Source organism: Nocardioides sp. NPDC101246, assembly GCF_044767415.1.
Lineage (GTDB): Bacteria > Actinomycetota > Actinomycetes > Propionibacteriales > Nocardioidaceae > Nocardioides.
Genome location: NZ_JBIWNX010000002.1, coordinates 428,295 through 455,104, shown reverse-complemented (window position 1 = coordinate 455,104; position 26,810 = coordinate 428,295). Strand labels below are relative to the sequence as shown.

At 68.6% G+C, this 26,810-nt stretch carries 21 protein-coding genes; 16 read left to right on the top strand and 5 right to left on the bottom strand.

Translation table 11 applies throughout. The features are described from left to right. Positions 1 to 103 precede the first annotated feature (103 nt). Positions 104 to 1,501 (top strand): hypothetical protein, encoded by a 1,398-nt coding sequence (locus ACIRON_RS05270; RefSeq protein WP_402989853.1) that lies wholly within the window; start codon positions 104 to 106, stop codon positions 1,499 to 1,501. Here the strand turns inward: ACIRON_RS05270 and ACIRON_RS05265 are convergent. The 4 genes from ACIRON_RS05265 to ACIRON_RS05250 form a co-directional block, all read right to left on the bottom strand. After that, entirely contained in the window at positions 1,448 to 2,209 is a 762-nt protein-coding gene (locus tag ACIRON_RS05265) for a class I SAM-dependent methyltransferase (RefSeq protein ID WP_402989850.1), read from the bottom strand. The two genes, ACIRON_RS05270 and ACIRON_RS05265, sit on opposite strands and share 54 nt — an antisense overlap. 30 nt (positions 2,210 to 2,239) lie before the next feature. Further along, positions 2,240 to 3,355 carry a glycosyltransferase gene (locus ACIRON_RS05260; protein WP_402989847.1) on the bottom strand — a complete coding sequence of 372 codons (1,116 nt, stop codon included), beginning with the start codon at positions 3,353 to 3,355 and terminating at the stop codon, positions 2,240 to 2,242. A 131-nt stretch (positions 3,356 to 3,486) separates the two neighbouring features. Continuing rightward, positions 3,487 to 4,461 carry a lysylphosphatidylglycerol synthase domain-containing protein gene (locus tag ACIRON_RS05255; RefSeq protein WP_402989844.1) on the bottom strand — a complete coding sequence of 325 codons (975 nt, stop codon included), beginning with the start codon at positions 4,459 to 4,461 and terminating at the stop codon, positions 3,487 to 3,489. Then, positions 4,454 to 6,130: a hypothetical protein gene (locus tag ACIRON_RS05250; protein WP_402989841.1), complete on the bottom strand. Its 1,677-nt coding sequence runs from the start codon at positions 6,128 to 6,130 to the stop codon at positions 4,454 to 4,456. The genes ACIRON_RS05255 and ACIRON_RS05250 overlap by 8 nt, the downstream gene beginning before the upstream one ends. 147 nt (positions 6,131 to 6,277) lie before the next feature. On the opposite strand from ACIRON_RS05250, the gene ACIRON_RS05245 reads away from it, so the two are divergent. From ACIRON_RS05245 to smc, 13 genes are all read left to right on the top strand, one after another. Next, entirely contained in the window at positions 6,278 to 6,832 is a 555-nt protein-coding gene (locus tag ACIRON_RS05245; protein WP_402989839.1) for a YceD family protein, read from the top strand. Positions 6,833 to 6,901: 69 nt separating this feature from the next. After that, the gene (gene rpmF / locus ACIRON_RS05240; RefSeq protein ID WP_008358292.1) at positions 6,902 to 7,087 is read left to right on the top strand and encodes a 50S ribosomal protein L32; all 186 of its coding nucleotides are present in this window, start codon (positions 6,902 to 6,904) and stop codon (positions 7,085 to 7,087) included. 20 nt (positions 7,088 to 7,107) lie between these two features. Continuing rightward, entirely contained in the window at positions 7,108 to 7,806 is a 699-nt protein-coding gene (gene rnc / locus ACIRON_RS05235) for a ribonuclease III (protein WP_091049607.1), read from the top strand. Positions 7,807 to 7,815: 9 nt separating this feature from the next. Continuing rightward, positions 7,816 to 8,685, top strand: a complete 870-nt coding sequence (gene mutM / locus ACIRON_RS05230) for a bifunctional DNA-formamidopyrimidine glycosylase/DNA-(apurinic or apyrimidinic site) lyase (RefSeq protein WP_402989835.1) — start codon at positions 7,816 to 7,818, stop codon at positions 8,683 to 8,685. 437 nt (positions 8,686 to 9,122) lie between these two features. Then, on the top strand, positions 9,123 to 10,175 hold the full coding sequence (locus tag ACIRON_RS05225; protein ID WP_402989833.1) for a glycosyltransferase family 8 protein: 1,053 nt from the start codon (positions 9,123 to 9,125) through the stop codon (positions 10,173 to 10,175). A 74-nt stretch (positions 10,176 to 10,249) separates the two neighbouring features. Then, positions 10,250 to 14,386 carry a glycosyltransferase gene (locus ACIRON_RS05220; RefSeq protein WP_402989831.1) on the top strand — a complete coding sequence of 1,379 codons (4,137 nt, stop codon included), beginning with the start codon at positions 10,250 to 10,252 and terminating at the stop codon, positions 14,384 to 14,386. 34 nt (positions 14,387 to 14,420) lie between these two features. Beyond that, entirely contained in the window at positions 14,421 to 16,532 is a 2,112-nt protein-coding gene (locus tag ACIRON_RS05215; RefSeq protein ID WP_402989829.1) for an acyltransferase family protein, read from the top strand. 91 nt (positions 16,533 to 16,623) lie between these two features. After that, the gene (locus ACIRON_RS05210) at positions 16,624 to 17,442 is read left to right on the top strand and encodes an FkbM family methyltransferase (protein WP_402989827.1); all 819 of its coding nucleotides are present in this window, start codon (positions 16,624 to 16,626) and stop codon (positions 17,440 to 17,442) included. Beyond that, on the top strand, positions 17,439 to 18,614 hold the full coding sequence (locus tag ACIRON_RS05205) for a glycosyltransferase family 2 protein (RefSeq protein WP_402989824.1): 1,176 nt from the start codon (positions 17,439 to 17,441) through the stop codon (positions 18,612 to 18,614). The genes ACIRON_RS05210 and ACIRON_RS05205 overlap by 4 nt, the downstream gene beginning before the upstream one ends. Before the next feature lie 85 nt (positions 18,615 to 18,699). Further along, positions 18,700 to 19,503: a DUF6576 domain-containing protein gene (locus ACIRON_RS05200; protein WP_402989821.1), complete on the top strand. Its 804-nt coding sequence runs from the start codon at positions 18,700 to 18,702 to the stop codon at positions 19,501 to 19,503. A gap of 181 nt (positions 19,504 to 19,684) precedes the next feature. Beyond that, positions 19,685 to 19,882, top strand: a complete 198-nt coding sequence (locus ACIRON_RS05195) for a hypothetical protein (RefSeq protein ID WP_045548398.1) — start codon at positions 19,685 to 19,687, stop codon at positions 19,880 to 19,882. Between the two features lie 237 nt (positions 19,883 to 20,119). Next, positions 20,120 to 21,235: a polysaccharide pyruvyl transferase family protein gene (locus tag ACIRON_RS05190; RefSeq protein WP_402989817.1), complete on the top strand. Its 1,116-nt coding sequence runs from the start codon at positions 20,120 to 20,122 to the stop codon at positions 21,233 to 21,235. 158 nt (positions 21,236 to 21,393) lie between these two features. Continuing rightward, on the top strand, positions 21,394 to 24,933 hold the full coding sequence (smc, locus tag ACIRON_RS05185; RefSeq protein ID WP_402989815.1) for a chromosome segregation protein SMC: 3,540 nt from the start codon (positions 21,394 to 21,396) through the stop codon (positions 24,931 to 24,933). A 15-nt stretch (positions 24,934 to 24,948) separates the two neighbouring features. On the opposite strand, the gene ACIRON_RS05180 is transcribed toward smc, so the two are convergent. Further along, complete coding sequence (locus ACIRON_RS05180) at positions 24,949 to 25,143, bottom strand: hypothetical protein (protein WP_402989812.1); 195 nt, start codon at positions 25,141 to 25,143, stop codon at positions 24,949 to 24,951. 26 nt (positions 25,144 to 25,169) lie between these two features. Here ACIRON_RS05180 and ACIRON_RS05175 point away from each other — a divergent pair, with 26 nt between their 5' ends. Together ACIRON_RS05175 and ACIRON_RS05170 are read left to right on the top strand one after the other, a co-directional pair. Then, complete coding sequence (locus ACIRON_RS05175; protein ID WP_402989810.1) at positions 25,170 to 25,718, top strand: CGNR zinc finger domain-containing protein; 549 nt, start codon at positions 25,170 to 25,172, stop codon at positions 25,716 to 25,718. 84 nt (positions 25,719 to 25,802) lie between these two features. Continuing rightward, positions 25,803 to 26,753, top strand: a complete 951-nt coding sequence (locus tag ACIRON_RS05170) for an ATP-binding protein (protein ID WP_402989807.1) — start codon at positions 25,803 to 25,805, stop codon at positions 26,751 to 26,753. The last annotated feature ends 57 nt before the right edge of the window (positions 26,754 to 26,810 follow it).

The following is a 26,810-nucleotide window of genomic DNA, read 5'->3' as shown; positions in this document are numbered from 1 at the left end:
AGAGTTGTCGGAGATTCGGCGTGCGGATGCGCGGGCGGAAATGGTTTGCTGCAGAGCACGTCAAGGGCTCGGCCGGCCCCCTCGACCGGCTCAGGAGATCGTCGTGTCGAAGACCAGTCGGCTCTGGGCCATCGGCCTGGTCGCCAACGTCCTTGCCTGCGCGGCCGTGTGCTCTGCGTACGCCCTCTCCCAACCGCTCTACGGCACGGCCGACGAGTCCGCGCACGCCGACCACGCCTATCGGCTCTGGCACGGCGAGCTCGTCCGGATCGGTGATCCGATGCGGATGCCTCAGCTGTGGGGGTTCCACCCGCCCTTCGACTGGACCGGGCAGCATCCTCCGCTCTACTACCTCTTCCAGGCCCCGGTCATCGGGCCGCTGACCGATGCCGATCATCTGCTGATCGCGGGGCTTGCCGGCCGTGCCGTGACGGTGGGCATGACGTGCGGCCTGGTCGTGGCCGTGATGTGGGCGGCGTACGTGATCGTGCCCACCCGGCCGCGGGCCGCCGTCATGGCCGGAGCGGTGACCGCGGTGACCCCGGGCGTCGCCTCGCTGGGCGGCATGATCCTCAACGACACCGTGTTCGCGCTCTGGGTCACGCTCATGGTCGGCTTGAGCGCGCAGATGCTCAGGCGCGGGATCGGCACCGGAACGGCCGTAGCCTTCGCGCTGTGCGCGACCGCGGCGCTTGCCACCCGCCTGCCCGGCGCGGTCGTCATCGCCGTGTGCGCGAGTGTCCTCGGGGTGCGGTGGCTGCTCGAGGACCGTCGCTGGACGGCCCTGGCCAGGCTGAGCGGTGCGGTGGCGTTCGCCGTGCTCGTCAACGCCTGGTTCTATCTGCGAAATCTCCGCGCCACCGGCAACCTCTCCGGTGCCCAGAGCGAGCTGGTCGGTCAGCCCGGGCCGTTGCAGAACCGCACCGTACGCCCGGTGCACGAGGTCGCGTTCGATCCGGAGGTCTGGCGCCAGCTCCTCACCCCGCTCGCCCTCGAGGACCATCGGCTCATCGGGCTGCTGCTGACGATCGCCCCCGTGCTCGCCGGCGTCGTGGTGATCCTGCGGCGGTCGAGGCGATGGGGGGCGGCAGAGATCTGGACCGGGCTGCTGGCGGTCGTCCTGGTCGTGGCCATCATCGGGCTGCAGCTGACCTATGTCGCACAAGGCGGTGGCGCGTCCTGGCGCTACCTGGTGCCGTTGACGGTGGTGTCGGCACTCCTGAGCGGCATCGGCCTGACCGCCGCGCCCAGGCTCTCCTGGGTCGTCTCAGGACTCTGGCTCGTGGCGATCCTCGTGCTCCTGATCGGCTACGTGTCTTTGCCCAACGACGGCGCCGGTGAGGTGATGGCGCCGACCTTCCCGGCGGCGGTAGCGGTGGCCGTGGTGCTGGCCGGTCTCGCTCTGGTCGGAACGCTGGTCTCGGTCGCCGGGTTCACCGAACCGGCCTCATCCTGGGACGGTCGCGACCGCCACGAGGCCGGTGCCGACGCGAGGGCGTAGCCGCTGGAGTGCCATGAACGGGGCGGTCGCGGCGGCGATGACCCGGCCGCTGATCCTGCTGCTCGGCTGAAAGGTGCGCCCGGTCGATCTGGTGAGCTCCTCGGGGGTGAGGTCGCCCACCGTCGCGAGCTTCTTGGCGTCGATGCGATTGCGCACCGCCTCCAGCGCGTAGCCGAGCGGCCATCCGTAGACGGTGATCTCGACGTCGCGCAGTCCGGCCTCCTCCAGCCGTGCGGTGACCTCCTCCGGGCTGTAGCGCCGGAAGTGGCCGGCATGTCTGTCCATCGGCCCGAAGCGTTCCTGGAACGCCGGCACCGAGAGCACCAGATGCCCACCGGGCCGCAGGTGGGTGACCCACTCGGCCAACGCTCCCTTGTCGTCCTCGATGTGCTCGAGCACCTCGAAGGCGCAGACCAGGTCGTACGTCGTGCCCGGTTCGAGCTCGGAGGACATCGCGTTGAGCACGGTGCCGCCCTTTCGCGTGATGCGCTCGTATGCGACCGCGAAGGAGTCGCCGTCCGGCTCGACGCCCACATAGTCGGCACGCTGGGCCAGGCGCGCCCCGAACGCGCCCTGCCCACAGCCGATCTCGAGAGCGGTGGTCGGGGCCAGACGGTCGAGGATGCGGCTGACCACGTCGTATCGGAGCCAGGCTCGCGGCGCGAGTGGCGGCATCGGGGGAGTGGCGGCGGAGGAGGTGGTGATCATCGGGTCCTTCGTGGTGGATGCGGCGGAGGCTCAGGCGGCCGGGTCGATGCGGGTCAGGAGCGGCGCGACGACGGCGCTGGGGCTGTAGAGCTCGCTGGCGAGGTCGTGCGCCGCACAACGCAGGTGCTGCGTCTCGTCGGGGTCGCCGGCCAGCTTCCGCAGAGCGGCGGCGAGCTCGGTGGCGGTCCCTGGGGTCACGAGCATGGAGGAGCCTTCCAGGGCGCGTCGTTGTGGTGCGGTGTCGGAGGTGAGGACCACACATCCGGCGGCAGCGCCTTGGAAAGCCTTGGTGGGCACGACGTTCAGGGCTTGAGGCACGGTGCCGAAGAGCCCGAGGCTGACGTCGAACCCGGACACGAAGGTGGGAAGGTCCTCGGCGCTGATCCAGTCGATCCAGGTGATGTGCGGGTTCGGAGCCGCGACGCGGCGGGCGTCGGCGTACTCCTGACCGCGTCCGACCATCGTCACCTCGATCCTCTCGTCGTCACGGAGCATGTCGAGCGCCTCGGCGATGACCGGGGTCCCGTGGGCCGGCGAGAAGAGGCCGACGAAGATGACGCGCAGTGGATCGCCGGTCGCGTGCCCCAGGGCTCGGGAGCCCGCGTCGAGCCACTCCTGGGTCGCTCCCACCGGGCACACGACCGACCGATCTCGTGCTCGTTGCGGCAATGCGTCCTGGTGTTCCTCGGTGTCGACGATGACGATGTCAGCACTGCTGACGGCGGCCTTGTCGATCAGTTTCATCAGCCTGTATTTGAGATCGCCGGAGGACGCCAGACGACGGTTGGCGGCAACTCCGGCGGCCGAGACCATATGGTCGAGGACGATGGTCGATCTGGGATAGAGAATTCGTGCGAGATGCACGTCGAAATGACCCAGATATCCGACCAGGACCGCATCGGGTGGGCCCTCGCCCCGAGCCCTGATCGAGCCCCATGCCAACCCGATCCAGCAGGCCAGGAGGCGGAACGCGAACAGCGGCAGCCGCCATGGTTGCCGCAGGATGGCGACCCGCGCCGCAGTGTCCAGTCCGAGTGGGCGGTTCACCTCGGTCACGTCGGCACCGATGGCGTGCAGGCCCTCGATCAGGACCGCAACCCGAGGATGGGACCTGGCGTCGTACGTCCCGAAAATGTGGATTCGCACACGATGCACATTACGCATCAGCCTCCCCAAATGAGGGGAAATTTCGTCAACACGCCATGATGCGGGACAAATGAATATCTTCAATAGTCAATTGGAATTAAACGCCGTCAACGCTTTGTTCAGCGCGTCAATTACCCCAATTGGTATTTATCGGAAGCAATCGGTCGCACTCCCAGAACCATCGTCGCCAGCAGTAGATCCGAGAGACTGATCAGCAAGCGTGAGGTGACCGCGAGCAGGACCGCCGGCGCCAGGCCGACGGTCGGGCTCAGAGCCAGCACCAGGACCCCGTCACGTACGCCGATGCCTGCCGGCACCGGGATCGCCAGCACGCCGACGCAGACCGCCAGCGAGACCGCGCCGATGGAGATGGCCAGCGACTCGACCGTCCAGCCCGCCAAGGCGCCGACCAGCACGGCGACATGTGAGCCCAGGAGGACGAAGGACAGCAGCGCCCACATTCCAGCGCGCAGGGTGCTCGACATGGAGAGCCGTTCGGTGATCGGTGCCCGGCGCAGGACGCGGAGCGCGATGTTGAGGAGCGCGGGCATCGTCGCCGGGTGCAGCAGCACGAGCAGCACGGGTAGGGCGAGCAGCGCCCACCAGTAGTGGGCGATGGTGCCCGGTGCGGCGAACGGCAGCAGCACGCAGGCGACCATGAGGCCGACGGTGCAGCCGAGGACGATCGTGAAGAGGTTGGCGGCCACCATCGTGGAGCGTGAGGCGCCACGCTCGCGACCGGCCTCCATCTGCATGACCACCGGCCAGATGGACCCGGGCAGATACTTGCCGAGCTGGCTCAGGAAGAACACCCGCGCCCCCTCGTCCAACCGCATGCGCACGCCGAGGCCGCCCAGCACCTCCCGCCACTGGAGGTAGGTGAGCGCCGTCCCGGCCGTCGCGAGCACGCAGCTCGTCACGATCGGCCAGGCTCCGAGCTGGGCCAGGGACTCGGCGAGACGTGCTCGTTGCGTCCAGATCGTCCACGCCGCGGCGAGGAAGACCGCGACGACGAACACGACCCTCACGATCGTGCGGGCCCGTGGGCGGACGAGCGCGTGCGGCGTCGACTCCACGGCGCCGGGGCCGACGAGAGGCTCAGTCATGCGGGTGATCTCCCCGTCGGTGGGTCGTGGCGGCCGTACGTCGGACGATCCGCGCCTGAACGGCGTCGGGTGCGAGCCGTGGCTCCGGCAGGTGCGGTTCGGTGGCAGCAGGCCGCGACGGTCGGCCCTGAGCGTGGCGCCCGGTCGCCACCGCGGCCTCCGCCCGGGACAGCCCGATCAGCGCCCTCGCTTGCAGTCCCAACCCCGCGATCACGGCCACGAGCAGGATCGCGGTGAGGACATGGGGGACGGGAAACCCGGACATGTTCATGCCCCCGGCGATCGTGTCGAACCAGGAGAGACTCTCCAGCTGCTCGTTCCAGCGAAGGGTGGTGACCAGGAAGGTCAGATAGCCGAGGACGCCGGTGAAGCTGATCAGGAGCACTGCGTACGGCGCGAGGCGTCGGCCGAACGTGTGCGCAAGGCCCGCCGCCGCGATGCCCCACACGGCGACGCCGTTGAGGAGATACCGCGCGTTCGGCCAGCCCTTGTGGGTGACATGCGTCGCCATCTCGAGGCAGGTCGCCACGGCCACCAGCGCCAGGGCGACCAGGCACCAGGAGCCGACGGCGTCGGTCGCGGGCCGGCCCCCGTCGACCCAGCGAAACAGCCTGATCAGCACTCCGAGGAGCAGGAGAGTCACCACGGCCACGATGAGCACGTGGTTGAGGAGCGGCAGCGGTTCGCGGACGCTGGACGCGTTCACCCCGGCGTACTGCTGCATCTGTTCCCACCACGACGCGGGGTCGAGCAGGTAGAGGAGCGGCCCGTCGGCGGCGGCCGGGTCGAGGGTGCGGTCGGCCGCGACGGGAAGGTTCTTGCCGCCGGATCCGCCGGTGATGTCGCCGTAGCGCTGCACGTTGAGGACGTAGAACCAGCCCGCCCCGGCCACGGGGGCGGCGAGCACCGCGCTCGCGCGGCCGAGCGCGGTGCGCCATGGCGTACGCGGCGGGCCGAACCGGAGACCCGGCCACAGCGAGAGCGCCGCGACCGCGCCGATCGCGAGCAGCCAGATCGGCAGGAACGAGATCCTGGTGAGCATGCCCAGCGTGCACAGCGCCGCGATCAGGGCCACCTCGCGCAGACGCAGGCCGGCGCGTGCGGAGCGGACGAGAACCAGGAGGGTCCCGGTCGCCAGGGCGACCGCCAAGGAGTCGTTCATCACCCGGCCGGAGGCGATGAGCAGCGCGGGCACCGTGCCGACCACGGCGGCGGCCGCGAGCGCGATCGTCGCCCGACGCTGGGAGGTCCCCGAGGTGAGCAGCCAGGCGATCCTGCCGACCATGAACACCGTCAGAGCGCTGAGCGCCAGGTTGAGCAGTCTGGTCAGAAGCAGCAGCGGGTAGCCCAGGCCGGTCTCGAGGGCGATTCGTTCGATCGGTCCGGTGATCAGGTAGTAGAGCGGCGGATGGAACGACTGGATCTGGAGCATGTCGGCATCGCTGATCTCCGGGAACTGGCCCGCCGAGGTCTCCCCGATGACCGGAATCCGTCCCTGCGTGAGCGCGATGCCGTAGTGGACGTGTCCCGGCTCGTCGGGCGCGAAGACCGGTTGTCCCAGCAGCCCCAGCAGAACCAGGGCGGCGTACGTCGTGAGCACGCCGTACAGCCCGAGCCGGAGCATCCGTGCGCTCTGCGTGGTGGCCGGAGCCGAGTGGTCTTCGCGCAAGACAACCCCCGTGAGGCGCGGTCGGAATCGACTACTCCCTGGCACCTTAACCTTGTGAAGTCTCTGTGCAACCGTGCTTTTGGCCGTGTCTGCCATCGGCCATTAGGATCATCTCTGATCTGTCGTGCCCTCATCCGGAAGTGAAACATGACTGCGCTGGACCCGAGAGCGCCGCTCGTGCTCGATACACGCGAGCTCGGCCGACGTCCGGGGTCCGAGCGTCACGTGGAGCTGACGGTGCCGGCGCCGGCAGATCTTGGTATCGAAGTCCTCATCGTCCCCGAGGGTTCGCCGGTCGAGTTCGACCTGCGGCTCGAGGCGGTCATGGAGGGTGTGCTGGTCACGGGGACGGCTATCGCCGGCCTCGAGGGCGAGTGCGTGCGGTGCCTGGAGCCGATCGAGGACGAAGCCGAGGTCGACATCCAGGAGCTGTACGTCTACAACGACTCTCGTGACGGCCAGGCCCCTGATGAGGACGACGAGACCAGCCGGACCGAGGGCGACCTGATCGACCTCGAGCCGGTGCTCAGGGATGCGGTGGTGCTCGCACTGCCGTTCCAGCCGATGTGCCAGGACGACTGTCCGGGACTGTGCCCCGAGTGTGGGGCGCGGCTCGCGGACGAGCCCGGGCACACCCATGGCGACAAGGTCGACCCGCGCTGGGCGGGGCTGGCTTCGCTGAACGATGAGCCCAGCAACTAGGGTTTACCCAGCAAATAGGCTTTCAGTAGCCGGCCGAGATCCGGCCGGTCGAATTATGAGGAGATAACAGTGGCTGTTCCGAAGCGGAAGATGTCGCGCAGCAACACCCGCCACCGTCGCTCGGCCTGGAAGGCCGTTGCGCCGACCCTGGTGACGTGCGCGAACCCCGCCTGCGGCGCCAAGCACATCCCGCACCGTGCGTGCGGCGAGTGCGGCCAGTACGGCGCTCGCGCCGAGCGTCGCCAGGTCCTCTGATCTGACACGCGGTTAGTCTCCTGACCAACTACGCCGAGCTTCGCAAAGCGCTCGGGGATCCGATTCTGGACCCCGAGCTGCTTGAGCGTTCGCTGACACATCGGTCCTACGCCTACGAGAACGGTGGCCTGCCCACCAACGAGCGCCTGGAGTTCCTGGGTGACTCGGTGCTCGGCGTCGTGGTCACCGAGACCCTCTATCGCACCCACCCCGACCTGCCCGAGGGCAAGCTGGCCAAGTTGCGGGCGGCAGTTGTGAACGCCCGCGCCCTGGCCGAGGTCGGTCAGGCCATCGGTCTCGGCCAGCACATCAAGCTGGGCCGTGGCGAGGAGGCCACCGGTGGGCGCGAGAAGGCGTCGATCGTCTCCGACACCGTCGAGGCGGTGATCGGGGCGGTCCACCTCTCCGGTGGCATCGAGGTCTCCACGGTCCTCGTCCACCGACTCTTCGACCCCCTCATCGAGGCGGCCTCCGACCTCGGTGCCGGGCTCGACTGGAAGACCTCCCTCCAGGAGCTCGCCGCCGAGCGTGCCCTCGGTGTGCCCGAATACGTCATCACCGACGAGGGCCCCGACCACATGAAGACCTTCACCGCGAAGGTCCGGGTCGGCGAGCAGCTCTACGGCAACGGCGTCGGCCGCTCCAAGAAGGAGGCCGAGCAGGCCGCCGCGGAGACGGCCTACGGCGAGATCCAAGCCGCCGCAGCCTCGTCCGCCTGAGGTCCGTCGTTGCCTGAGCTCCCCGAGGTCGAGGTCGTACGCGCCGGCCTCGAGCGCCACGTTCTCGGCGCGAGGATCATCGCCGTCGAGGTCCTGCACCCCAGGCCCGTACGCCGCCATCTCGCCGGTGCCTCAGCCTTCGCCGACGAGCTGACGGGCCGCGCGCTCGTCGGTGCTCGCCGCCGCGGCAAGTACCTGTGGCTGCCGCTGGACTCCGGTGACGCCCTCATGGCCCACCTCGGCATGAGCGGCCAGATCCTCGTCCAGCCGCCGGCATCTCCCGACGAACGGCACCTGCGCGTCCGCATCCGCCTCGAAGGGGCCGCGGAGGGTCGCGAGCTCCGCTTCGTCGACCAGCGCATGTTCGGCGGCCTCTCGATCAGCCCCGGGGGAGCCGAGCTCCCGCCCGAGATCGTCCACATCGCCCCCGACCCGCTCGAGGCCGCCTTCGATGCGGAGGCGGTCGTGCGGCGGGTCCGGCGGTCGGCCAGCGGCATCAAGCGGATCCTGCTCAACCAGACCGTGATCAGCGGCGTCGGCAACATCTACGCCGACGAGGCCCTCTGGCGCGCCCAGCTGCACGGCGAACGGCCGGGGGACCGGCTGACCGGCCCGAAGGTGCGCGAGCTGCTCGGCCACGTACGCGACGTGATGACCGAGGCGCTGGCCCAGGGCGGCACCTCCTTCGACGCGCTCTACGTCAACGTGAACGGCGAGTCGGGCTACTTCGAGCGTTCGCTCGCTGCGTACGGACGTGAGGGCGAGCCCTGCGACCGGTGCGGTTCCCCGATGCGCCGCATCGCCTTCATGAACCGCTCCTCCTACTTCTGCCCGACCTGCCAGCCGGCACCGCGGGCCCGGAGAATCTCGGCGAGATAGTCCACGTGGGCTATTGCTCACGGCCCCTTCGGGTCAGTGAATGTTGCAGCACTGTGACGCTTCCGAAAATCGCCGGCGAAAGTTAAGTGAACCGGATTCGGTTGGGTTAGTCTCTCGCTCGTTCGTTCTGGGTGCGGTTCTGCACCAGCCGGGGGGCAGCAGACGACGCACCGCCGCGTTCGGGCCGGCGGTTTGACGGGTGGCGACGTGGCCACCCGGATCTCGGGGAAGACAAACCACGGCCGACCCATACCGGCACGGGCGTGAACCACCATGCCCTGCCCTCGGGTGGTCAAGCTCGACAAGGACAACAGGTGGCTCCCCACAAGCTCGCCGTATCCGACCATGCGCCCACAACGCGCACGCAGGATCTGGACTTACCGCACCCCCGTGCAGCCAACGCTCAGGCCGAGCGGACCCGGACGATCCCGGTGGCCATGGCCGCCGATCTCAACTACGCCAAGCCCATGTCGGTGGCGATCACGTCGCTGTTGGAGAACTCCGGGACCGACACCCGATATGACCTGAAGATCCTGGTGGCCGAGGAGTACCCGGCAGGCGTCCGCGACCAGATCCTCAGCTTCGAGAGTCGCTACCCGGGTAACACGATCACGTTCGTCGTCGTGGACGGCTTCGCCGACGTCAAGGTCAGCACCTCGCACCTGACGGCACCTGCGTACTTCCGGCTCAAGCTGCCCGACCTCTTCCCGGACGTCGACAAGATCATCTACCTCGACGTCGACACCATCATCGAGAGCGATCTGTCCTCCCTCTACGGGCAGGACGTACGTGACGTCTACATCGCCGCGGTGCCGGCTGCCGTCTACCACCTCCGCTCGGCGGAGGCTGCCCGGGCGATCGGCCTCCCCTCCTTCGACCGCTACGTCAACTCCGGCGTCATGGTGATGAACCTGGAGAAGATGCGTGCCGACGGCCTGGTCGAGCAGTTCCTCGAGCTCTCCGCGAAGGAGTTCGACTCCGACGATCAGGACATCATCAACATCGTCTGCTACGACGGCCTCCGCCATCTTCCGCTCCGCTTCAACCTGATGACGAAGTACGGCCCCAAGAACGTCGAGGAGTTCTGGAGCAGGCCGGCCGTCCAGCGGGTCTGGTCCCGCGACGAGTACGACGAGGCGATGAGCTCGCCGGTCATCATCCACTTCGCGGACAAGCGCAAGCCGTGGATGGATGTCTCGGCCGACTTCGCGGAACGATGGTGGCAGTACGCGGCCATGAGCCCGATGTGTGCCGAGATCGTGGCTACCTATCTCGCCGACGCGGTCACCGAGGGCGCCGGGACGACCTCGGCCGTCCGCAAGCGGCTGAGGAGTCGGGTGGTGACTCTCGAGCAGGAGCTCCAGGGCCGTGACCAGGAGCTCGCCGACACCCGCGGCTCGGTGTCCTTCCGGATCGGTTCGCTGATGACGTCTGGACCTCGCGTCATCCGCAACTCGCTCAAGCGAGATGTCCGCTCGCCACAGCCGTGAACCGGCTCGATCGCAACCGGACCAACCGCGGGTCCGCCCGCACTGTCGTCACCCCAGAAACACAAGGAGGAACCATGCCTGCCGGTATGGGCGAGCAGCCGACCAACAAGCTCGGGCTGCGTCATCGGATGGTGCGCGTCGCGGAAGTGGACGGCGAACACAAGCTGGTGCTGTTCGGTCGTCCGACCAGCGGTGGCCGGGTTCTGTCCCGCTACACCCGGCTCCTGGACCGACAGTCGGGTCTGAACGCGAAGATCGAGCGCCTGCGCGCTCGGCTGGGCGAACCTGCGGGCGACGAGCTGGAGGCCGGACGGCCGTACTACCTCAGGCCCGACAGCACCGAGCGGCTCAGCGTCGAGGAGATGGTCGAGACCCTGGCCGCGTACGACGTGGTCTCGTTCGACGTCTTCGACACGGCGCTGTACCGAGCGGTGGAGTTCCCGAAGGATGTCTTCCGGATCCTGGGTTCGAGGCTCGGCATCGACCGGTTCCCGAGCATCCGCAAGCAGGCGGAGGATCACGCGCGTCGGGAGAACGACAACCACAAGGGGTCCCGAGAGGTCACCCTCCGCGAGATCTATGCCGTGATGGAGGACCGTTACGGCGCGGAGCCGGGGTGGGAGGTGCTGGAGCAGGACCTCGAGATCGAGCTGGCCGAAGCGAACCCGTACATCAAGGAGGTCTTCGATCGGCTCCTCGCCCAGGGCAAGACCATCGTGTTCACCTCCGACATGTACCTCTCGCGGGAGGTCATCGAGGAGATGCTCGTACGCAACGGGTACGCGGGCTTCGAGAAGATCTACCTGTCGAACGAGTACCTTCGCCGTAAGGGTGACGGCACGCTGCAGCAGGTTCTCCTGGAGTACTACGGCAGCGAGACGTCGATCGTCCACGTCGGCGACAACCTCGAGGCAGACGTCGAGCAGTCCGAGCGCGTCGGTCTTCCGGCGGTGTACAACCAGGACCAGCGGCGCCTCGTTCGGGAGCCGTACATGGAGACGCTGGCCGGCAGCTTCTACGGCGCGACCCTCAACAACTCGATCGGGTCCGGCACCTGGACCGAGGGCCTGCACTACACGCACGGCTACCGGGTCGGCGGTGTTCTGGCCGCGGGATTCTGCGAGTTCCTCGAGTCGGTCGTACGCGAGAAGGGCATCGACCGGATCCTGTTCTGCGGGCGCGACTGTGACGTGATCTCGCGCGTCTACGACCGCTTCTACGGCAGCGCGGACGGCGTCTACATCGACATCTCCCGCTACGCGGCCGCCGGGATCACGCTCGACCTGAACTTCGACGACTTCGTCGGGCGCTCCTTCTTCCGCTGGTTCAAGGAGTCCAACAACACCAAGACCATCGAGCAGCTCCTGATCGACACGGGGTTCGACTACCTGCTGCCGTACCTGGACAAGGCCGACATCGAGCGGTTCCTCTTCCCCGCCAGCGCCACCCGGCGACGTCTGGAGCAGTTCTTCTGGGACCACAAGCAGGTCATCGAGGAGCACAACCGCACCAGCATCGAGGCGGCGAAGGAGTACTTCGGTGCGGCCGTCGGCGATGCGAAGCGGGTTCTGATCGTCGACATCGGCTGGAGCGGCACCTGCATCACCGCCCTTCGGCACTTCTTCCGTACCGCGTTGGCCGACCGCGCGCTCGAGGTCTCCGGCGCGCTGATGTGCACCAGCCGCACGGACCAGGTCACCGACATGGTCTCCGACGGCTTCATCAGCGCCTATGCCTACTCGCCGCTGGCGAATCTGGACCTGGCGAGGTTCATGATGCCCGGCGGGCCGAAGGCGGCGCGCAAGACGGACCTGCTGCACCACCCGCTCGAGTACCTGTTCACCGAGGTCGCATCCAGCGTCGTCGGCTACGGGTTCGAGAACGGCCGGGCCGTCGCCGTCCGTGGGAACAACGCTCCGCGCAACGTCGAGCAGATCACCGAGATGCAGCGCGGGATCGTCGACTTCGTCGAGGCGTACGTGAACCGTTCCAGGGGCCACCGGGACATCCGCCCGATCTCTGCCTACGTCGCGTTCAACCCGTTGAAGGCGGCGATCGAGAACGAGTCGTACTCCCACGAGGTCTACAAGGACTTCCTCTACGACGCCACACCAGCCCTGTTCGGCGAGGAGACGCACACCGAGCGATTCGGTGACCTGTTCGACCTCGGCGGGCCGATCCAGGCCCTCGAGCCTGCTGCCGCCTCGGAGGAGTCCGCGCAGGTCTCGCGGTCGCGGCGCATCGTGTTCGTCTCGCCCGAGATGACCTACACCGGCACGCCCCGAAGCCTGCACCGGATGTGCACGGTGGCGATGTCCCTGGGGTACGAGCCGGTGGTCTGGACCGCGAAGCCCGGTCCCTTCTCGAAGGAGTTCGCAGCCATCGGCATCTCCGTGAAGGTGATGCGTGCCGGCCAGCTGGGTCCGAAGCGGATCAACAAGCTCATCGAGAGCGGTGTCGAGCTCGTCGTGTGCAACACGGTCGCGACGGACGACTACGTGCGCGCCCTGGAGGGTCGGATCCCGCTCGTCTGGTACGTCCGTGAGGCGACCAACCTGCCGGACTTCTTCGCCGCGGCCCCGGAGCGCCAGGAGACGCTCCGGCAGAGCCGCAGCATCTGCGTGGTCAGCGAGTACGCCGCCGCGGCCGTCGCGGAGCACGCCGAAGGCCCCGTCGAGGTGGTGCGCAACAGCGTCGTGGACGTCTCGCAGTACGCCCAGCCGTACGAGATCGCCGCCGGTGGCAGGTTCAAGTTCGTCCAGCTCGGCACCATCGAGCACCGCAAGGGATACGACGTGTTCATCGCCGCCTACAAGGCCATGCCGGAGGAGTACCGGGCTCGCGCGGAGCTGCACTTCGCCGGTGGGTTCATCAACAGCGGCACCTCGGTCAGCTCCTACGTGTTCGGCCAGATCGCAGAGGAGGAGAACATCCACTACCACGGTGTGATCTCCGAGGAGCGAGAGAAGATCGAGCTCCTCTCGCAGATGGACACCGTGGTCGTCGCCTCGCGCGATGAGTCGTGCTCCCTGGTGGCGCTCGAGGGAGCGATGCTGTCCAAGCCGTTGATCGTGACGGAGAACGTCGGCGCCAAGTACATGGTCGGCGACGCGAACGGCCTGGTGGTCGACACCGGCGACGTGATGTCGCTGCGCGCCGCCTTCATGGCCATGATGGACAAGGACTCCGCGACGCTCGAGGCGATGGGCCACGCGTCCCGCAGGGCGTACGACGAGCGGGCCAGCATGGATGCCTACACCAAGGACCTCGGAGCTCTCTTCGAGCGCCGGATCGCCGCCGGTGCCGGCCGCAGGATCCAGCCGGTCACGTCGAAGGTCGCGCGACGCCGTGCAGCAGTTCCTTCGGCCACCCGGGACGTGGTGGTGTCGCTGACCTCGATTCCTCACCGGATGCTCACCATCGGCCAGTGCATCGACTCCCTGCTGGAGCAGACGAAGCGGCCCGACAAGGTGCTCCTGTGGCTCTCCACCGAGAACTTCCCGAACCGAGAGGCCGACGTCCCGAACGAGGTCCTGGAACGTCAGGACGACTGCTTCCGGATCCGCTGGGTGGACGGCGACATCGCGCCGCACAAGAAGTACTTCTACGCGGTGCAGGAGTATCCCGACGCCCTCGTCGTCACCGTCGACGACGACGTCGTCTACGACGAGAACCTCGTCGAGACCCTGTACGAGGGCCACCTGGCGAACCCGCGGGCCATCGTCTGTCAGCGGGCCAACCTGGCCATGTTCCGGCCCGACGGCACCCTTCGTTCCTACGACGGGTGGGTCTACGACTGCAACTACCTGCGCGGCAAGGCGAGCTACCAGCTCCTGCCGACGGGGATCGGCGGGGTGCTCTACCCGCCGCACTCGCTGCCTGCGGCGACCTTCGACCTCGAGGCGCTCTCCGAGACCGCGCTGTACGCCGATGACCTGTGGCTCAAGGCGATGGCGACCGCCAACGGCTACCCGGTCTGGATGCCGCGCGAGCGTGCCGGCTACCAGCAGATCCCGGAGGCCCAGACCGTCGCCCTGTGGCGTCGCAACGCGTTCCAGGGCAACAACGACCTCGTGCTGGACAAGGTGCTCGGCCACCTCGATCAGGGCGTGGGGGTCTCCCGCGACGCTCTCCTGCAGCGCATCCGAGGTGTCGCCGACGACGGTCGCGTGATCGGCTCGGAAGACGTCGACACTGCGCCGCTTCTGTGACGGCTATGACGATGCACGTGGACGAGTGAGCTTCATGACGACGGTGACGAGCACGCGGTCGCCCGATGCGGGTACGACATCGAGCGCGCAGGCACGGGCGGGTGCGTTCCGGCCGGACATCCAGGCGCTGCGCGCGATCGCGGTCCTCTCCGTGTTCGCCTACCACCTCGCTCCAGGCCGACTGAGCGGCGGGTACGTCGGTGTGGACGTGTTCTTCGTCATCTCCGGGTTCCTCATCGGGAGTCACCTCCTGCGGGAGATGGAGACAACCGGTCGTATTCGCCTGGGCGCATTCTGGGCCCGCCGAGCGAAACGGCTTCTGCCGGCGTCGCTCCTCGTCCTGCTGGTGAGCGCCGTCGCGACGTTCGTCTGGGTGCCGCGAAGTCTCTGGTCGCAGTTCCTGACCGAGGTCGCCGCGTCGAGCCTGTACGTCGAGAACTGGCGGCTGGCCTGGGCGAGCGTGGACTACCTCGCCGCCGACAACAGGCCTTCCCCGGTTCAGCACTTCTGGAGTCTCTCCGTCGAGGAGCAGTTCTACGCGTTCACGCCGCTCCTGCTGCTCTTCGTGGTGCTGGTCTCCCGGTTGATCGGCCCTGGGTCGTACGTCACGACCCGGCGACTCGCCGGATCGCTGTTCGCACTCATCGCCTGCGCCTCCTTCACCTACGGCGTCTGGCTCACCGCGAACACCCCGGAGGCATACTTCTCCACCTTCACCCGGGCCTGGGAGTTCGCCGCCGGAGTTCTCATCGGGATGTTGCCGATGGTCGCCTCGAGGAGGGCGCGCGCTGCGGGGGTGGCGCTGGGCCTCGCCCTGATCGCGACGGCGGCGACGCGCTACACCAGCGGCACGCCATTTCCAGGGGTCGCCGCCCTGGTTCCGGTGAGCGGCGCCGCACTCGCCATCTGGCTCGGCCGGGGTACGTTCCTCGCCCGCATCGGGTCGTGGCGGCCCGTGTCCATCGTCGGAGACACCTCGTACGCCATCTACCTGTGGCACTGGCCGCTCATCATCCTGGTGCCGTACATCACCGGTGCGCCGCTGAACGTGGGGACGAAGCTGCTGATCCTCTGCGTGACCTTCCCGCTCGCGTGGCTCAGCACGACTCAGTGGGAGAACCGCGTGCGCTTCTCCCCAAAGCTTCTTGGCGGACGCTCTCCGCGATCGGTCGGCCTGTGGAGTGCAGCGGCAATGGTGGTCGTGCTGGCCGTCGCGGCTACGGGGCTGGCAGCACAGGCGATCAGCGCAGCGGAGTCGGAACGTCAGGCAAATGCCCTTCTCTCCCGAAACCTGCCCTGTCTGGGTGCCGCCGAGCTCGCCGATCCGACCTGCGAGAACCCCGACCTGGACGGCGTCCTCGTCCCGAACCCGTCCGACCTCGAAGCAGACCAGGCGAACCGAGGCGAATGCTGGTCGAGCTCGGCCGCCAAGACCGGTGACGTCGTCATGTGCCGGCTCGGTCCGAAGACCGGCTACAGCAGGCGACTGCTCGCGGTCGGCGACTCCCACAACGACCAGCTGGTCGGGGCGTATGAGGACATCGCGCACGAGTTCGGGTGGCGGATCGACGTCGCCGGCCGAGTCGGCTGCTACTGGACGGAGTCGGACCTCCAGAAGAACAGCACCGCAGACCACCGGATGTGCCAGGAGTGGCGGCGCGGCATCAGCGCGTACGTCGAGAAGGCCGATGACCTCGACGCGATCCTCACCTCCAAGGCGCGAAACTCCTCGCCGATCCTGGCCGGTGACGAGGTGACGACCTCGGTCGGTGAGACCGCCGACGGGCTGGCTCGCGCGTGGGCGCACCGGCCGGCCCCTCGAAAGGTGCCCGTGATCGCGATCGAGGACAACCCCGCGATGCCGGAAGGAACGATGGCCTGCGTGGAGGCGCAGCTGCTCGACGCAGCCTCGGCCTGTGCGCAGCCGCGCCGAAAGGTTCTTCCGCCCTCTGGGCTGGCAGAGGCCGTGGCCATCGACCCCAACGCGGTGCTGGTGGACCTGACAGACCTCTACTGCGAAGCGAGGCTCTGCCGGCCGGTCGTCGGTCACGTCATCGTCTACCGTGACGACGGTGAGCACCTGACCCTCACCTTCACGCGAACCCTTGCGCCGTATCTGGGCCGCGCCATCGAGGACGCCTTGTGACAAGCCTCGAGCGTCGCGGAACCAGCTGCGTCCCATCCTTGCGTTGCGAAAGTGATCACGAATGATTGACAGCACGACATCCTCGGCCCAGATGACCTCGATCGAGGTCGCGGGGCGGAGCTATGCGGTCTGTGTCCCGCACGCCGCGACGGACTACATCCAGTCGAACCTGGTGCGAACCGGCCGCCCCTACGAGGAGCAGATGCTCGAGGCGATGGTCGCTGCTCTCGAGCCGGGAGAGCTCGTGGTCGATGTCGGTGCGAACATCGGCAACCACACCCTGTACCTGGCGGTGGTCGGAGGGCTCGACGTCGTCGCGTACGAGCCGAACCCCGAGCTGGTCGCCGGAATCGGCGCGAGCGTCGAGGCCAACCAGCTCGACGGCCGGGTCGTCGTCCGCGAGGTCGGTGTCCACGCGAAGTCCGCGCGCGGCACGTTGGCGGACCTCGACGCGACGAACCTGGGGGCGCAGTCGGTCGCGGTCGCGGACGACGAGGGCGACTTCGCGGTCGTCGCGCTCGACGACGAGCAGTTCCCGACGCGGGTGGCGGCGCTCAAGATCGACGTCGAAGGGGCCGAGATCGACGTGCTCGCCGGTGCGGCCGAGCTCATCGCCCGCGACCGCCCTCTCCTCTACGTCGAGTGCGGGACGCTGCCGGGATACCAGAAGGTCTCCTCCTGGACGAGCCGGATGGGCTATGTCCAGACGGGCACCTACAACCTCACGCCGACCCATGTCTACCGCCCCGCCTCGGGAACACCCGAGGAGGCAGAGGTGGCCGCGGCGCTGGTGGCGGCGACCGAGGAGATCTACCGCCTGAACTCGTTGAAGCGCTCGCTCCGTGACCGGATCAGCGAGTACGAGGACCGAGACCGTCGGACGGCCGCGGAGAAGGGCCTCCCGCAGTGAGAGCTGCCCGCCGAGTGCGAGGCCTGCTGCGGGGCAGGGCCACGCTCAGCGTGGTCGTGCCGGTCTACAACGTGGCTGAGTACGTCGAGAAGAGCCTGCGCAGCATCCTGGACCAGCCGCGAACCGAGATCTCGAGGCTCGAGGTGATCGTCGTCGACGACGGCTCGACCGACGGGTCCGCGCAGATCCTGCGGCGACTGGCCGCGGAGGAGCCCTGCGTCAACGTCATCACCCAGCCGAACTCGGGGGTGTCCCGAGCACGTCACACCGGGATCGACGCCGCGACCGGAGAGCTGCTGACGTTCGTCGACCCCGACGACACCCTTCCGCACGATGCGTGGTCGGCGATGGTGCGGTCGCTGCGGCGTACGGGCTCGGACTTCGCGGTCGGCGCGGCCGAGCGGGTCGCGGTCGAAGGTGGGGTGGAGCGCAGGTTCATGACACCGCTGATGCGCCGCAACCACGCCGAGGTTCGGCTCAGGTGCCGGATCGAGGACGCACCGCTGATGCTCGCCGACATCTTCGTGTGGAACAAGATCTTCCGCCGGTCGTTCTGGACGGAGAACGCGATCGCCTTCCCCGAGCGCACTCGCTACCAGGACCAGGTCGCGCTCACCCAGGCGTTCCTCGCCGCGGACTCCTTCGACGTGATCACGGAGATCGTCTACGACTGGCAGGTCCGCTCCGACCGGTCCTCGGCGACGCAGCGGCGCGCGCAGATCGCGAACCTCGTCGAGCGGATCGACACCAAGCGCCAGACCATCGATCTCGTACGCGCGGCCGGCTCGGCGAAGCTCATGGAGACCCTGCTCGTCGAGGTCTTGCCGATCGACATGTGGGAGCACTTCCGCGCGGCCGTCCACCCCGACACCGAGGACCCGAACCGCTACTGGAAGCTGTTGCGCGGCGCCGTCCTGGAGTTCTGGTACGAGGCCGGGGTGCCGTTCGAGAACACCGCGGTTCCACCTGCCCAGCGGCTGATGGCGTGGCTGGTCGCCCAGAACCGGGCCGAGGACCTCGTCGCGCTGATCGCGATGATCGACAGGTACGGCGCGCGGGCGGCCTTTCGGCAGCATCCGTGGCGCAACGATCCGGCGCTGCCCCCGGTTCTGGGCAACATCGAGAAGGTCGGTGGGAGTGCCCTGCTGACGCGGCAACCAATGCGTGGATAGGCTCGGCCCCGTGCGAGAACGTTTCCGGTTGACCCCAGGCGGTCGTTACCCCCACGAGCCCTGGTTCCACATCGGTTCATTGGGGGTGACCACGACGTGGCTCGTGGTCTTCGCGAGCATCGTCGGGCTGGTCCTGTTCGCCGTGATGGGTGGCCAGGGCGTGCTGGCCGGGCTGGCCCTGATCCAGCCCAACCTCGCCGATCTGAAGCTGTGGACGCTGATCACCTGGCCGTTCGCCTACCCGCAGTTCAGCATCTTCGACGTCTTGGCGATCTTCTTCTTCTGGTACTTCGGCTCCGACCTCGAGCGCAACGAGCTCGGCCGGGTCCGGTTCGCCTGGCTGCTGGTGGCGTTCACCGCGGTGCTCTCGTTCCTGGCCGTCCTCTTCGGTGCGGTGCTGGACCCGACCTACGTCCTCGCCGGCCTCGGGATGCTGGAGATGATGGTGGTGCTGCTGTGGATCGCGCAGTGGCCCGACCGGATGTTCATGTTCAACATCCCTGCCTGGCTCTTCGGTGTGATCCTCGTCGGCATCCAGCTGATCCAGTACCTCGGCTACCGCAGCTGGGTGATGCTGCTGGTCTTCGTCGTCGGCCTCTTCGTCAACGCCTTCGTGGCGCGCCAGTTCGGGCTGCTCGACCGGTTCGCCTGGATCCCGCAGGTGGCCGGCGCTCCCGGGCAGCCGAAGGCGGCCAAGCCCGCCAAGGCCAAGAAGCGCAAGTCCGGCCCGACCGTGGTCACCGGTCCCTGGGAGTCCTCGACGGTCTCCAAGGACGACCAGCGGATGGACGAGCTCCTCGACAAGATCCACGCCGAGGGCGCCGACTCGCTGACCAGCAAGGAGAAGAAGGAGCTCATGCAGCTGCGTGAGCGCCGCCGCCGCGGCTGAGCCGAAGTTGAGTGCGATGCGCTCAAGTTTTGCCCGAAATGCGGCGGAATCCCCTGGGTCGTATGGTCAGAGGTCCCAGCTTTGGACGCCCGACGTTGACGCTCGCCGATTACGGTGTCACTCTTGTAGACGGCCCGGTATCGCGGGAACTTCTAGTGATTCCAACGAAGGAAACGTATTCATGGCGAAGGCGCTGATCGGTTACATGAGCAGCGACCTGCGGACTCCCGCCCACCTCACGGCCGAGAATGCTCGGCTTCGTGCGCGTGTGCGTGAGCTCGAGGATCTCGTTCTGTCGCTGAAGACGGAGAACGACGCTCTGGTCGCGGCTCACACCGCCGACCTGGACACCTCGATGCAGGAGATGCAGCCCGCCTGACCTGCGGGCAACTCTGCAACACCACGAGCGAGAGCTATTTCCAAGGCTGGCCTCGCTCAGGGGGAACCGACTCTGTACTCAGGGTCGGTTTCGACCTTTTCTGGAGGCCGTACGAAGTGATCGCCGAGCGTTCACCTGGGGTTCGGCCGGTGGGCGCCCAGGACTTCTCGGCGTCGCTACGCTCGCGCGGTTCGCCGCCGTCGGCGGCCCGTATCGTGATCCCCCAGGAGCCCTCCGTTGTCCTCGTTGCGCCAGAACCCGGTCCTGCGTTCCGCGGCCCGCCGCCTGCCCGACCCGCTCAAGGAGCAGATCAGGGCGGCGCTGGCCCGTCGTGAGCGGCGCGGCCGCAAGCCCGTCATCGGGCTCGCCGGGTTCTTCGGAGCCGGCAACTACGGCGACGAGCTGTTCCTGTCGGTCTACGAGCAGTACTTCGGCGAGGAGTTCGAGCTGCGGGTGCTCGCCGACAACATGACCAAGCCCTACTACGACCGGCCGCTGGCAGAGATCGTGGACGAGGTCGACGCGATCCTCATCGGTGGTGGCGACATCCTGCAGCCGTGGCAGGCCGACCCGCGCTACTTCAACCACAAGATGCTGGCCAAGCCCGTCTTCGTGGTCGGCATCGGGGTGCCGATCTACAAGAACACCGAGATCAAGCCGCACATCATCGAGCGGCACAAGAGGTTCCTCGAGCACCCGAACGTGAAGTTCATCGGCGTCCGCGACCAGCCGACAGCCGACTGGGTCCTCGCCAACATCTCCGCCGACCTGGACATCAAGGTCGCCCCCGACATGGTCTGCTCGCTGGACCTCCCCGCGGCGTCCAAGCCAGAGGGCGCGCCGATCCTCGGCGTGGTCACCCGCTACCGCCCCAACCTCGAGGAGCCCGACGACTACTCGCGCGTCGAGGAGATGGCCGGCAAGGCGATCGCGGAGGGCTGGCGCGTACGCCACCTCATCCTCGGCACGATGGACGTCGGCCGCCGCGACGTGTCCAACGCGGACGACCTCGACATCCCGGGCAAGGAGGTCGTCTACACCGAGGACCTCGACGAGCTCACCCGGACGATCGGGGAGTGCACCGCGTTCGCGAGCATGAAGTTCCACGGCTCGGTGGTGGCCACGATGTACGGCGTGCCGTCGATCGTGATGATCGCGACCAACAAGAACCGCAACTTCATGAAGCGCATCGGGCTGGAGGCCAACGTCTCCGCCTTCGACGCCGCCGACCTGGCCGAGAGGTTCGCCGACCGGGTCGTCCCGGATCCCGAGGCGGTCGCGGGGCTGCGTACGGCCGCTGACGCTCATCTGCGGGAGCTGCGGGCCGAGGTGAAGCAGACACTGGGGCGCTGAGACCCGCCAGGTCCGCAGATCGCGGCATTCGGCGGGTTATCCTCGACCCGCTGGGGTTCCCCTGAGCAGCGGCGATTAGATTTGCTGGCTCACCTCAGCCACGCTGATGTGTTGCGAACTGTGTACGACCACGTGGTCCTGAGCCGGGGGAGAAGCCGATGTACCTCAAGCGTCTGACGCTGAAGGGTTTCAAGTCGTTCGCCTCCGCCACGACCCTCGAGCTCGAACCGGGGATCACCTGCATCGTCGGCCCCAACGGCTCGGGCAAGTCCAACGTCGTCGACGCGCTCGCCTGGGTCATGGGTGAGCAGGGCGCCAAGAGCCTTCGCGGCGGCAAGATGGAGGACGTCATCTTCGCCGGCACCTCCGGGCGCGCCCCGCTGGGCCGGGCCGAGGTCTCGCTGACGATCGACAACACCGACGGCGCGCTGCCGATCGAGTACGCCGAGGTCACCATCTCGCGCACGATGTTCCGCAACGGCGGCTCGGAGTACGCGATCAACGGCAGCCCGTGCCGGCTGCTCGACGTCCAGGACCTGCTCTCGGACTCCGGTATCGGCCGCGAGATGCACGTCATCGTCGGCCAGGGCCAGCTCGACACGATCCTGCGCGCGACCCCCGAGGACCGGCGCGGCTTCATCGAGGAGGCCGCCGGCGTCCTCAAGCACCGCAAGCGCAAGGAGAAGGCGCTGCGCAAGCTCGACTCCACGCAGGTCAACCTGGACCGGCTCCAGGACCTGCTCGTCGAGATCCGCCGCCAGCTCAAGCCGCTCGGCCGCCAGGCGGAGGTCGCCCGGCAGGCGCAGACGGTGCAGATGGACGTACGCGACGCCAAGGCCCGCATCTACGCCGACGACCTGGTCACCGCCAAGACCGAGCTCGACAAGGAGGTCGCCGACGAGGGTGCGCTGCTGGCCCGGCGCGCCGAGGTCGAGGAGACGATCGCGGAGGGGCGCGAGCAGGAGGCCGTCCTGGAGGCGGCGCTGCGTGAGGACCTGCCCGCGCTGGCCGCGGCACAGGAGACCTGGTTCGCGCTGAACTCGCTGCGCGAGCGGCTGCGAGGCACGCAGTCGCTGGCCTCCGAGCGGGTGCGCAACGCGGCCGGCTCCGAGGATCTGGAGGTGCGCCAGGGGCGCGACCCCGAGGAGCTCGAGGCACAGGCCGAGGTGGCCCGCGAGCAGGAGGAGACGGCCGACGCCGAGGTCGAGGAGCTGCGCTACTCCCTCGAGGAGGCCGTCGAGTCCCGCAAGGCGGCCGAAGACGCGGCAGCCGAGGAGGAGCGCCGGGTCAAGGGCCTCGAGCGCGCCGCCGCCGACCGTCGTGAGGGGCTGGCCCGGTTGACCGGTCAGGTCAACGCGCTCAAGTCGCGCGCCGCTGCCGCCGACGACGAGGTCGGGCGCCTGACCGCTGCTCGCGAGGAGGCGCTGGCGCGTGCCGAGCGGGCGCAGCGCGACTTCACCGCCCTGGAGACCAAGGTCGCCGGGCTGGACGCGGGCGAGGAGGGCCTCGACGCCGAGCACGAGGCCGCCGCAGCCGTGCTGGAGGACCTCGAGGAGCGGCTCGCCAAGCTGCAGGCCGAGGCTCAGCAGGCCGACCGGGACCGCTCCACGCTGGCCGCCCGCAAGGACGCCCTGGAGATGGGTCTGAACCGCAAGGACGGCGCCGGTGCGCTGCTCGGCTCCGACCTCCCGGGAGTGCTGGGATCGGTCGCCTCGCTGCTGGCGGTGCGCTCCGGCTACGAGGCCGCGGTCGCGGCCGCGCTCGGGTCCGCGTCGGACGCGGTCGTCGTCTCCTCCTCCGAGGAGGCCATCGGCGCGATCGAGCATCTCAAGACCGAGGACCTCGGCCGGGCCGGGCTGCTCCTGGGTGGCTCGCCCGAGGAGACCGGCAGCTGGCCGGCGCTGCCTGCCGGCGCTGCGTACGCCCTGGACGTGGTGGAGTGCCAGGCCGTCCTGCGGCCCGCGGTGGCTCGCCTGCTCGACAAGGTGGCGGTGGTCGAGGACCTCGCCGCCGCACAGACGTTGGTCACGGCCTCGCCGGAGATCACCGCGGTGACCCGCGAGGGCGACCTGATCGGCGCCCACTTCGCCTCCGGCGGCTCCTCCAGCGTGCCCAGCCTGATCGAGGTGCAGGCCGCGGTCGACGAGGCCACCTCCCAGCTCGCCGAGGCCCACGCGGTCTCCGAGCGGGCCACCTTCGAGACCTCCCGCCTGGAGTCGGAGCGGCTGGCCGCGCAGAAGCGGGTCGACGTCGCGCTGGCCAAGCTGCACGAGTCCGACGCGACCCTGGCCGCGGTGGCCGAGGAGCTCGGCCAGTTCGGCGCGCAGTCGCGGGCGGCGCGCGGCGAGGCCGAGCGACTGCTGGCGGCCGTCACCCAGGCCCAGGAGGCCCGCGAGAACGCCGTCGCCGGGCTCGCCGAGCTCGAGGAGCGGCTCGCGATGGCCGAGGAGGACCCCGAGGACGAGCCCGACGTCGGCGCCCGCGAGGAGCTGGCCCAGGCGGCCCGCGACGCACGACAGCGCGAGATGGACGCCCGGCTGTCGCTACGCACCTCCGAGGAGCGCGCCCGCGCGCTGGCCGGTCGTGCCGACGGGCTGCTCCGCGCGGCCCGTCAGGAGCGCGAGCAGCGCGCCAAGGCGGCCGCCCGCCGCGAGCAGATGCGCCGCGAGGGCGAGGCCGCGCGAGCGGTCGGCACCGCGGTGGCGTACGCGCTGGATCGTCTGGAGGACTCGGTGCAGCAGGCCGCCCGGGCCCGCACCGAGATCGAGGAGTCACGTGCCGGTCGGGAGCAGTCGCTGCGCGAGTGCCGCTCGCTGCTGCGCAACCTCGGCAAGGAGCTCGAGGAGCTGGTCAACTCCGTCCACCGCGACGAGATGGCCCGCGCACAGCAGCGGATGCGGATCGAGCAGCTCGAGGAGCGGATCCTCGAGGAGCTCGGTCTCGACGCCGAGGCGATCGTGAAGGACTACGGCCCCGACCAGCTGGTCCCGCAGCACCCCGACGAGGACGGCAACGAGCGCGAGCCGATCGCCTACGTCCGAGCCGAGCAGGCCAAGCGGCTCAAGATCGCCGAGAAGAACCTGCGCGCGCTCGGCAAGGTCAACCCGCTGGCTCTTGAGGAGTTCGCCGCGATGGAGGAGCGTCACAAGTTCCTCACCGAGCAGCTCGAGGACCTCAAGCAGACCCGCAAGGACCTCCTCGACATCGTCAAGGAGGTCGACAACCGCGTCGAGCAGGTCTTCACCGAGGCCTGGGAGGACGTACGCGTCGCCTTCGACCACGTCTTCGCGCGGCTCTTCCCCGGAGGTGAGGGCAAGCTCGTGCTCACCGACCCGGACAACATGCTCACCACCGGCATCGAGGTCGAGGCGCGGCCCCCGGGCAAGAAGGTCAAGCGGCTCTCGCTGCTCTCCGGTGGCGAGCGGTCCCTGGTGGCCGTCGCGTTCCTGGTCTCCCTCTTCAAGGCGCGCCCCTCGCCCTTCTACATCCTCGACGAGGTCGAGGCCGCGCTCGACGACACCAACCTCGGCCGGCTCCTGGAGATCTACGAGGAGCTGCGCGAGAACTCCCAGCTGATGGTGATCACCCACCAGAAGCGCACCATGGAGGTCGGCGACGCCCTCTACGGCGTGACCATGCGCGGCGACGGTGTCACCACCGTCATCTCGCAGCGTCTCCGCGACGCCCAGCCGGCCTGACCGAGGCTCCGCCCGTCACCCCTGCTCGCGGCTCAGCGGCCGCGGCGGCAGGTGCGGATGAGGCAGGAGATCGACGCGACGTACGCCGCACTGCGCGCAGCGCACGTAGAGGACTCGGCCCTCCGAGGTTTGATGGCTGGATTCGGTGAGCCAGCCGTGCTCATGGGTGGCGTCCGTGCGCCGGGACTCCTCGGTTGCGCTGTCGGTCATGGTCGCCACTCTGCTGTAATGGTCTTATGCATCTCAACCCTTACGGTGAGTACGCCGTGCTCATGGCCGCTTCGCTCGCCGACGACTGGCCCGAGGACCGGGCCGGGATCGAGGCCCGGACCCGGGAGTTCGGGATGACGATGGACTTCGGTGAGTCTGCGGACGACCACCGGCGCACCGGGCAGGTGATCGATGAGTGGCTTCGCGTCGTCGATGCTCCCGAGCCCGGTGAGCGGGCGCGGCTGCTCAACGATCTGATGGCGGCTGCGACCGCGTATCCGCGGCTGACCGACCACGACGGGGAGGGGTGGCACCTCCACTTCCGCGACGATGCCAACGACTCGCTTCCCGACGTGCTGCGGGCGGTGATCAGCGTGGGTACGGCGCTGCATCTGACCACGCGAGGCATCCATCGCCTGAGCCGGTGCGAAGCCGGGAAGGTGGAGGGGGACCCTTGCTCCGCTGTGGTCGTGGACGTCACCCGAAACGGGCGGCAGCGCTACTGCTCGGTCCGCTGTGCCAACCGCGCCGCGGTCCGACGGCACCGCGCCCGGCGCTCCCAGGCCGTCCGCTGACCCCGTCCACCGAACCCGCCTACTGACCGGCGCCGTCAGGTCGAGTCGCTGACGGCCGGGGCGGACGCGGGGCACACTGGCTCCATGAAGTCCGTGTCCGACGGAGGCCGTCCCGAGCTGCGGGTGCGTCTTGCCGCTGAGACCGCGAGCGTGCCTGGTGCGCGCCGATTCGTCACCGACGGGCTCGTCGAGTGGGGCCGCCGGCATCTCATCGACGATGCCGCCTTGTGCGTCACCGAGATGGCGGCGAACTCCGCCCTGCACAGCGGCAGCCCGTACATGCACGTCCGTCTGCGTGATCTCGAGCCGGGCATACGGCTCAGCGTCGAGGACGACGGCGCACTGATCCCGCTCCCAGCCGTCTCTCCGCCCCCTGTCGTGAGCCAGGGCACCACCGGGCGCGGGTTGGCGATCGTCTCGGTGCTCGCGCAGTCGTGGGGCATCGAGGAGCGTGTCGACGGGCGGCGCATCTGGGCCGAGCTCGCCGGCGACGGCGTCGAGCATGACGTACGGCCTCCCCTGGTGGCGTACGGCGAGCAGGCGATGCCGGAGCCGGCAGCCCTGCCTGCGGACTGGGTCACCGTGCGGCTTCCCCGCTGCCCGGTGCAGCTCGGGCTCCAGATCGACCAGCGCCTCGACGATCTGGTCCGCGAGCTCCAGCTCATCGACTCCGAGGACGGCCCGACCCCTCCACGCGAGCTCGGCGAGCTCATCGAACGGCTGGTGACTCGACCGGCATTCGCACGCCACCTGGGCCGTCGTACCGCCCTGGACGCAGCCGCGGCGGGGCTGGAGCACGTCGACATCGAGATGACCCTTCCCCGCGAGATGGGCCCTTTGCTGCGGGAGCTGCTGGCCGCCGACAACCTGGCCGACGAGATCAGCGAGACCCACCAGCTGCTCACTCTGCGCTCCACGCCGGAGATGGTGTCGCTGCGGACCTGGTTCACCGAGAGCATCGTCGGTCAGGCGGAGAAGGACGCCGACCCGGTGTCGTACGACGAGTGGGTGAAGGCGAGAGACGGCGCTGGGTGACGGGGTCTCGACAGGCTCGACCACCAGCGGGGGTGGGTTCGATGAACCGTCGATGAA

Coding starts and splice junctions, on each gene's coding strand:
- ACIRON_RS05265 (WP_402989850.1), bottom strand. CDS start 2,209: ATGATCACCACCTCCTCCGCCGCCACTCCCCCGATGCCGCCACTCGCG.
- ACIRON_RS05255 (WP_402989844.1), bottom strand. CDS start 4,461: ATGACTGAGCCTCTCGTCGGCCCCGGCGCCGTGGAGTCGACGCCGCAC.
- ACIRON_RS05245 (WP_402989839.1), top strand. CDS start 6,278: ATGACTGCGCTGGACCCGAGAGCGCCGCTCGTGCTCGATACACGCGAG.
- ACIRON_RS05225 (WP_402989833.1), top strand. CDS start 9,123: ATGGCCGCCGATCTCAACTACGCCAAGCCCATGTCGGTGGCGATCACG.
- ACIRON_RS05220 (WP_402989831.1), top strand. CDS start 10,250: ATGCCTGCCGGTATGGGCGAGCAGCCGACCAACAAGCTCGGGCTGCGT.
- ACIRON_RS05215 (WP_402989829.1), top strand. CDS start 14,421: ATGACGACGGTGACGAGCACGCGGTCGCCCGATGCGGGTACGACATCG.
- ACIRON_RS05210 (WP_402989827.1), top strand. CDS start 16,624: ATGACCTCGATCGAGGTCGCGGGGCGGAGCTATGCGGTCTGTGTCCCG.
- ACIRON_RS05195 (WP_045548398.1), top strand. CDS start 19,685: ATGGCGAAGGCGCTGATCGGTTACATGAGCAGCGACCTGCGGACTCCC.
- smc (WP_402989815.1), top strand. CDS start 21,394: ATGTACCTCAAGCGTCTGACGCTGAAGGGTTTCAAGTCGTTCGCCTCC.
- ACIRON_RS05180 (WP_402989812.1), bottom strand. CDS start 25,143: ATGACCGACAGCGCAACCGAGGAGTCCCGGCGCACGGACGCCACCCAT.
- ACIRON_RS05175 (WP_402989810.1), top strand. CDS start 25,170: ATGCATCTCAACCCTTACGGTGAGTACGCCGTGCTCATGGCCGCTTCG.
- ACIRON_RS05170 (WP_402989807.1), top strand. CDS start 25,803: ATGAAGTCCGTGTCCGACGGAGGCCGTCCCGAGCTGCGGGTGCGTCTT.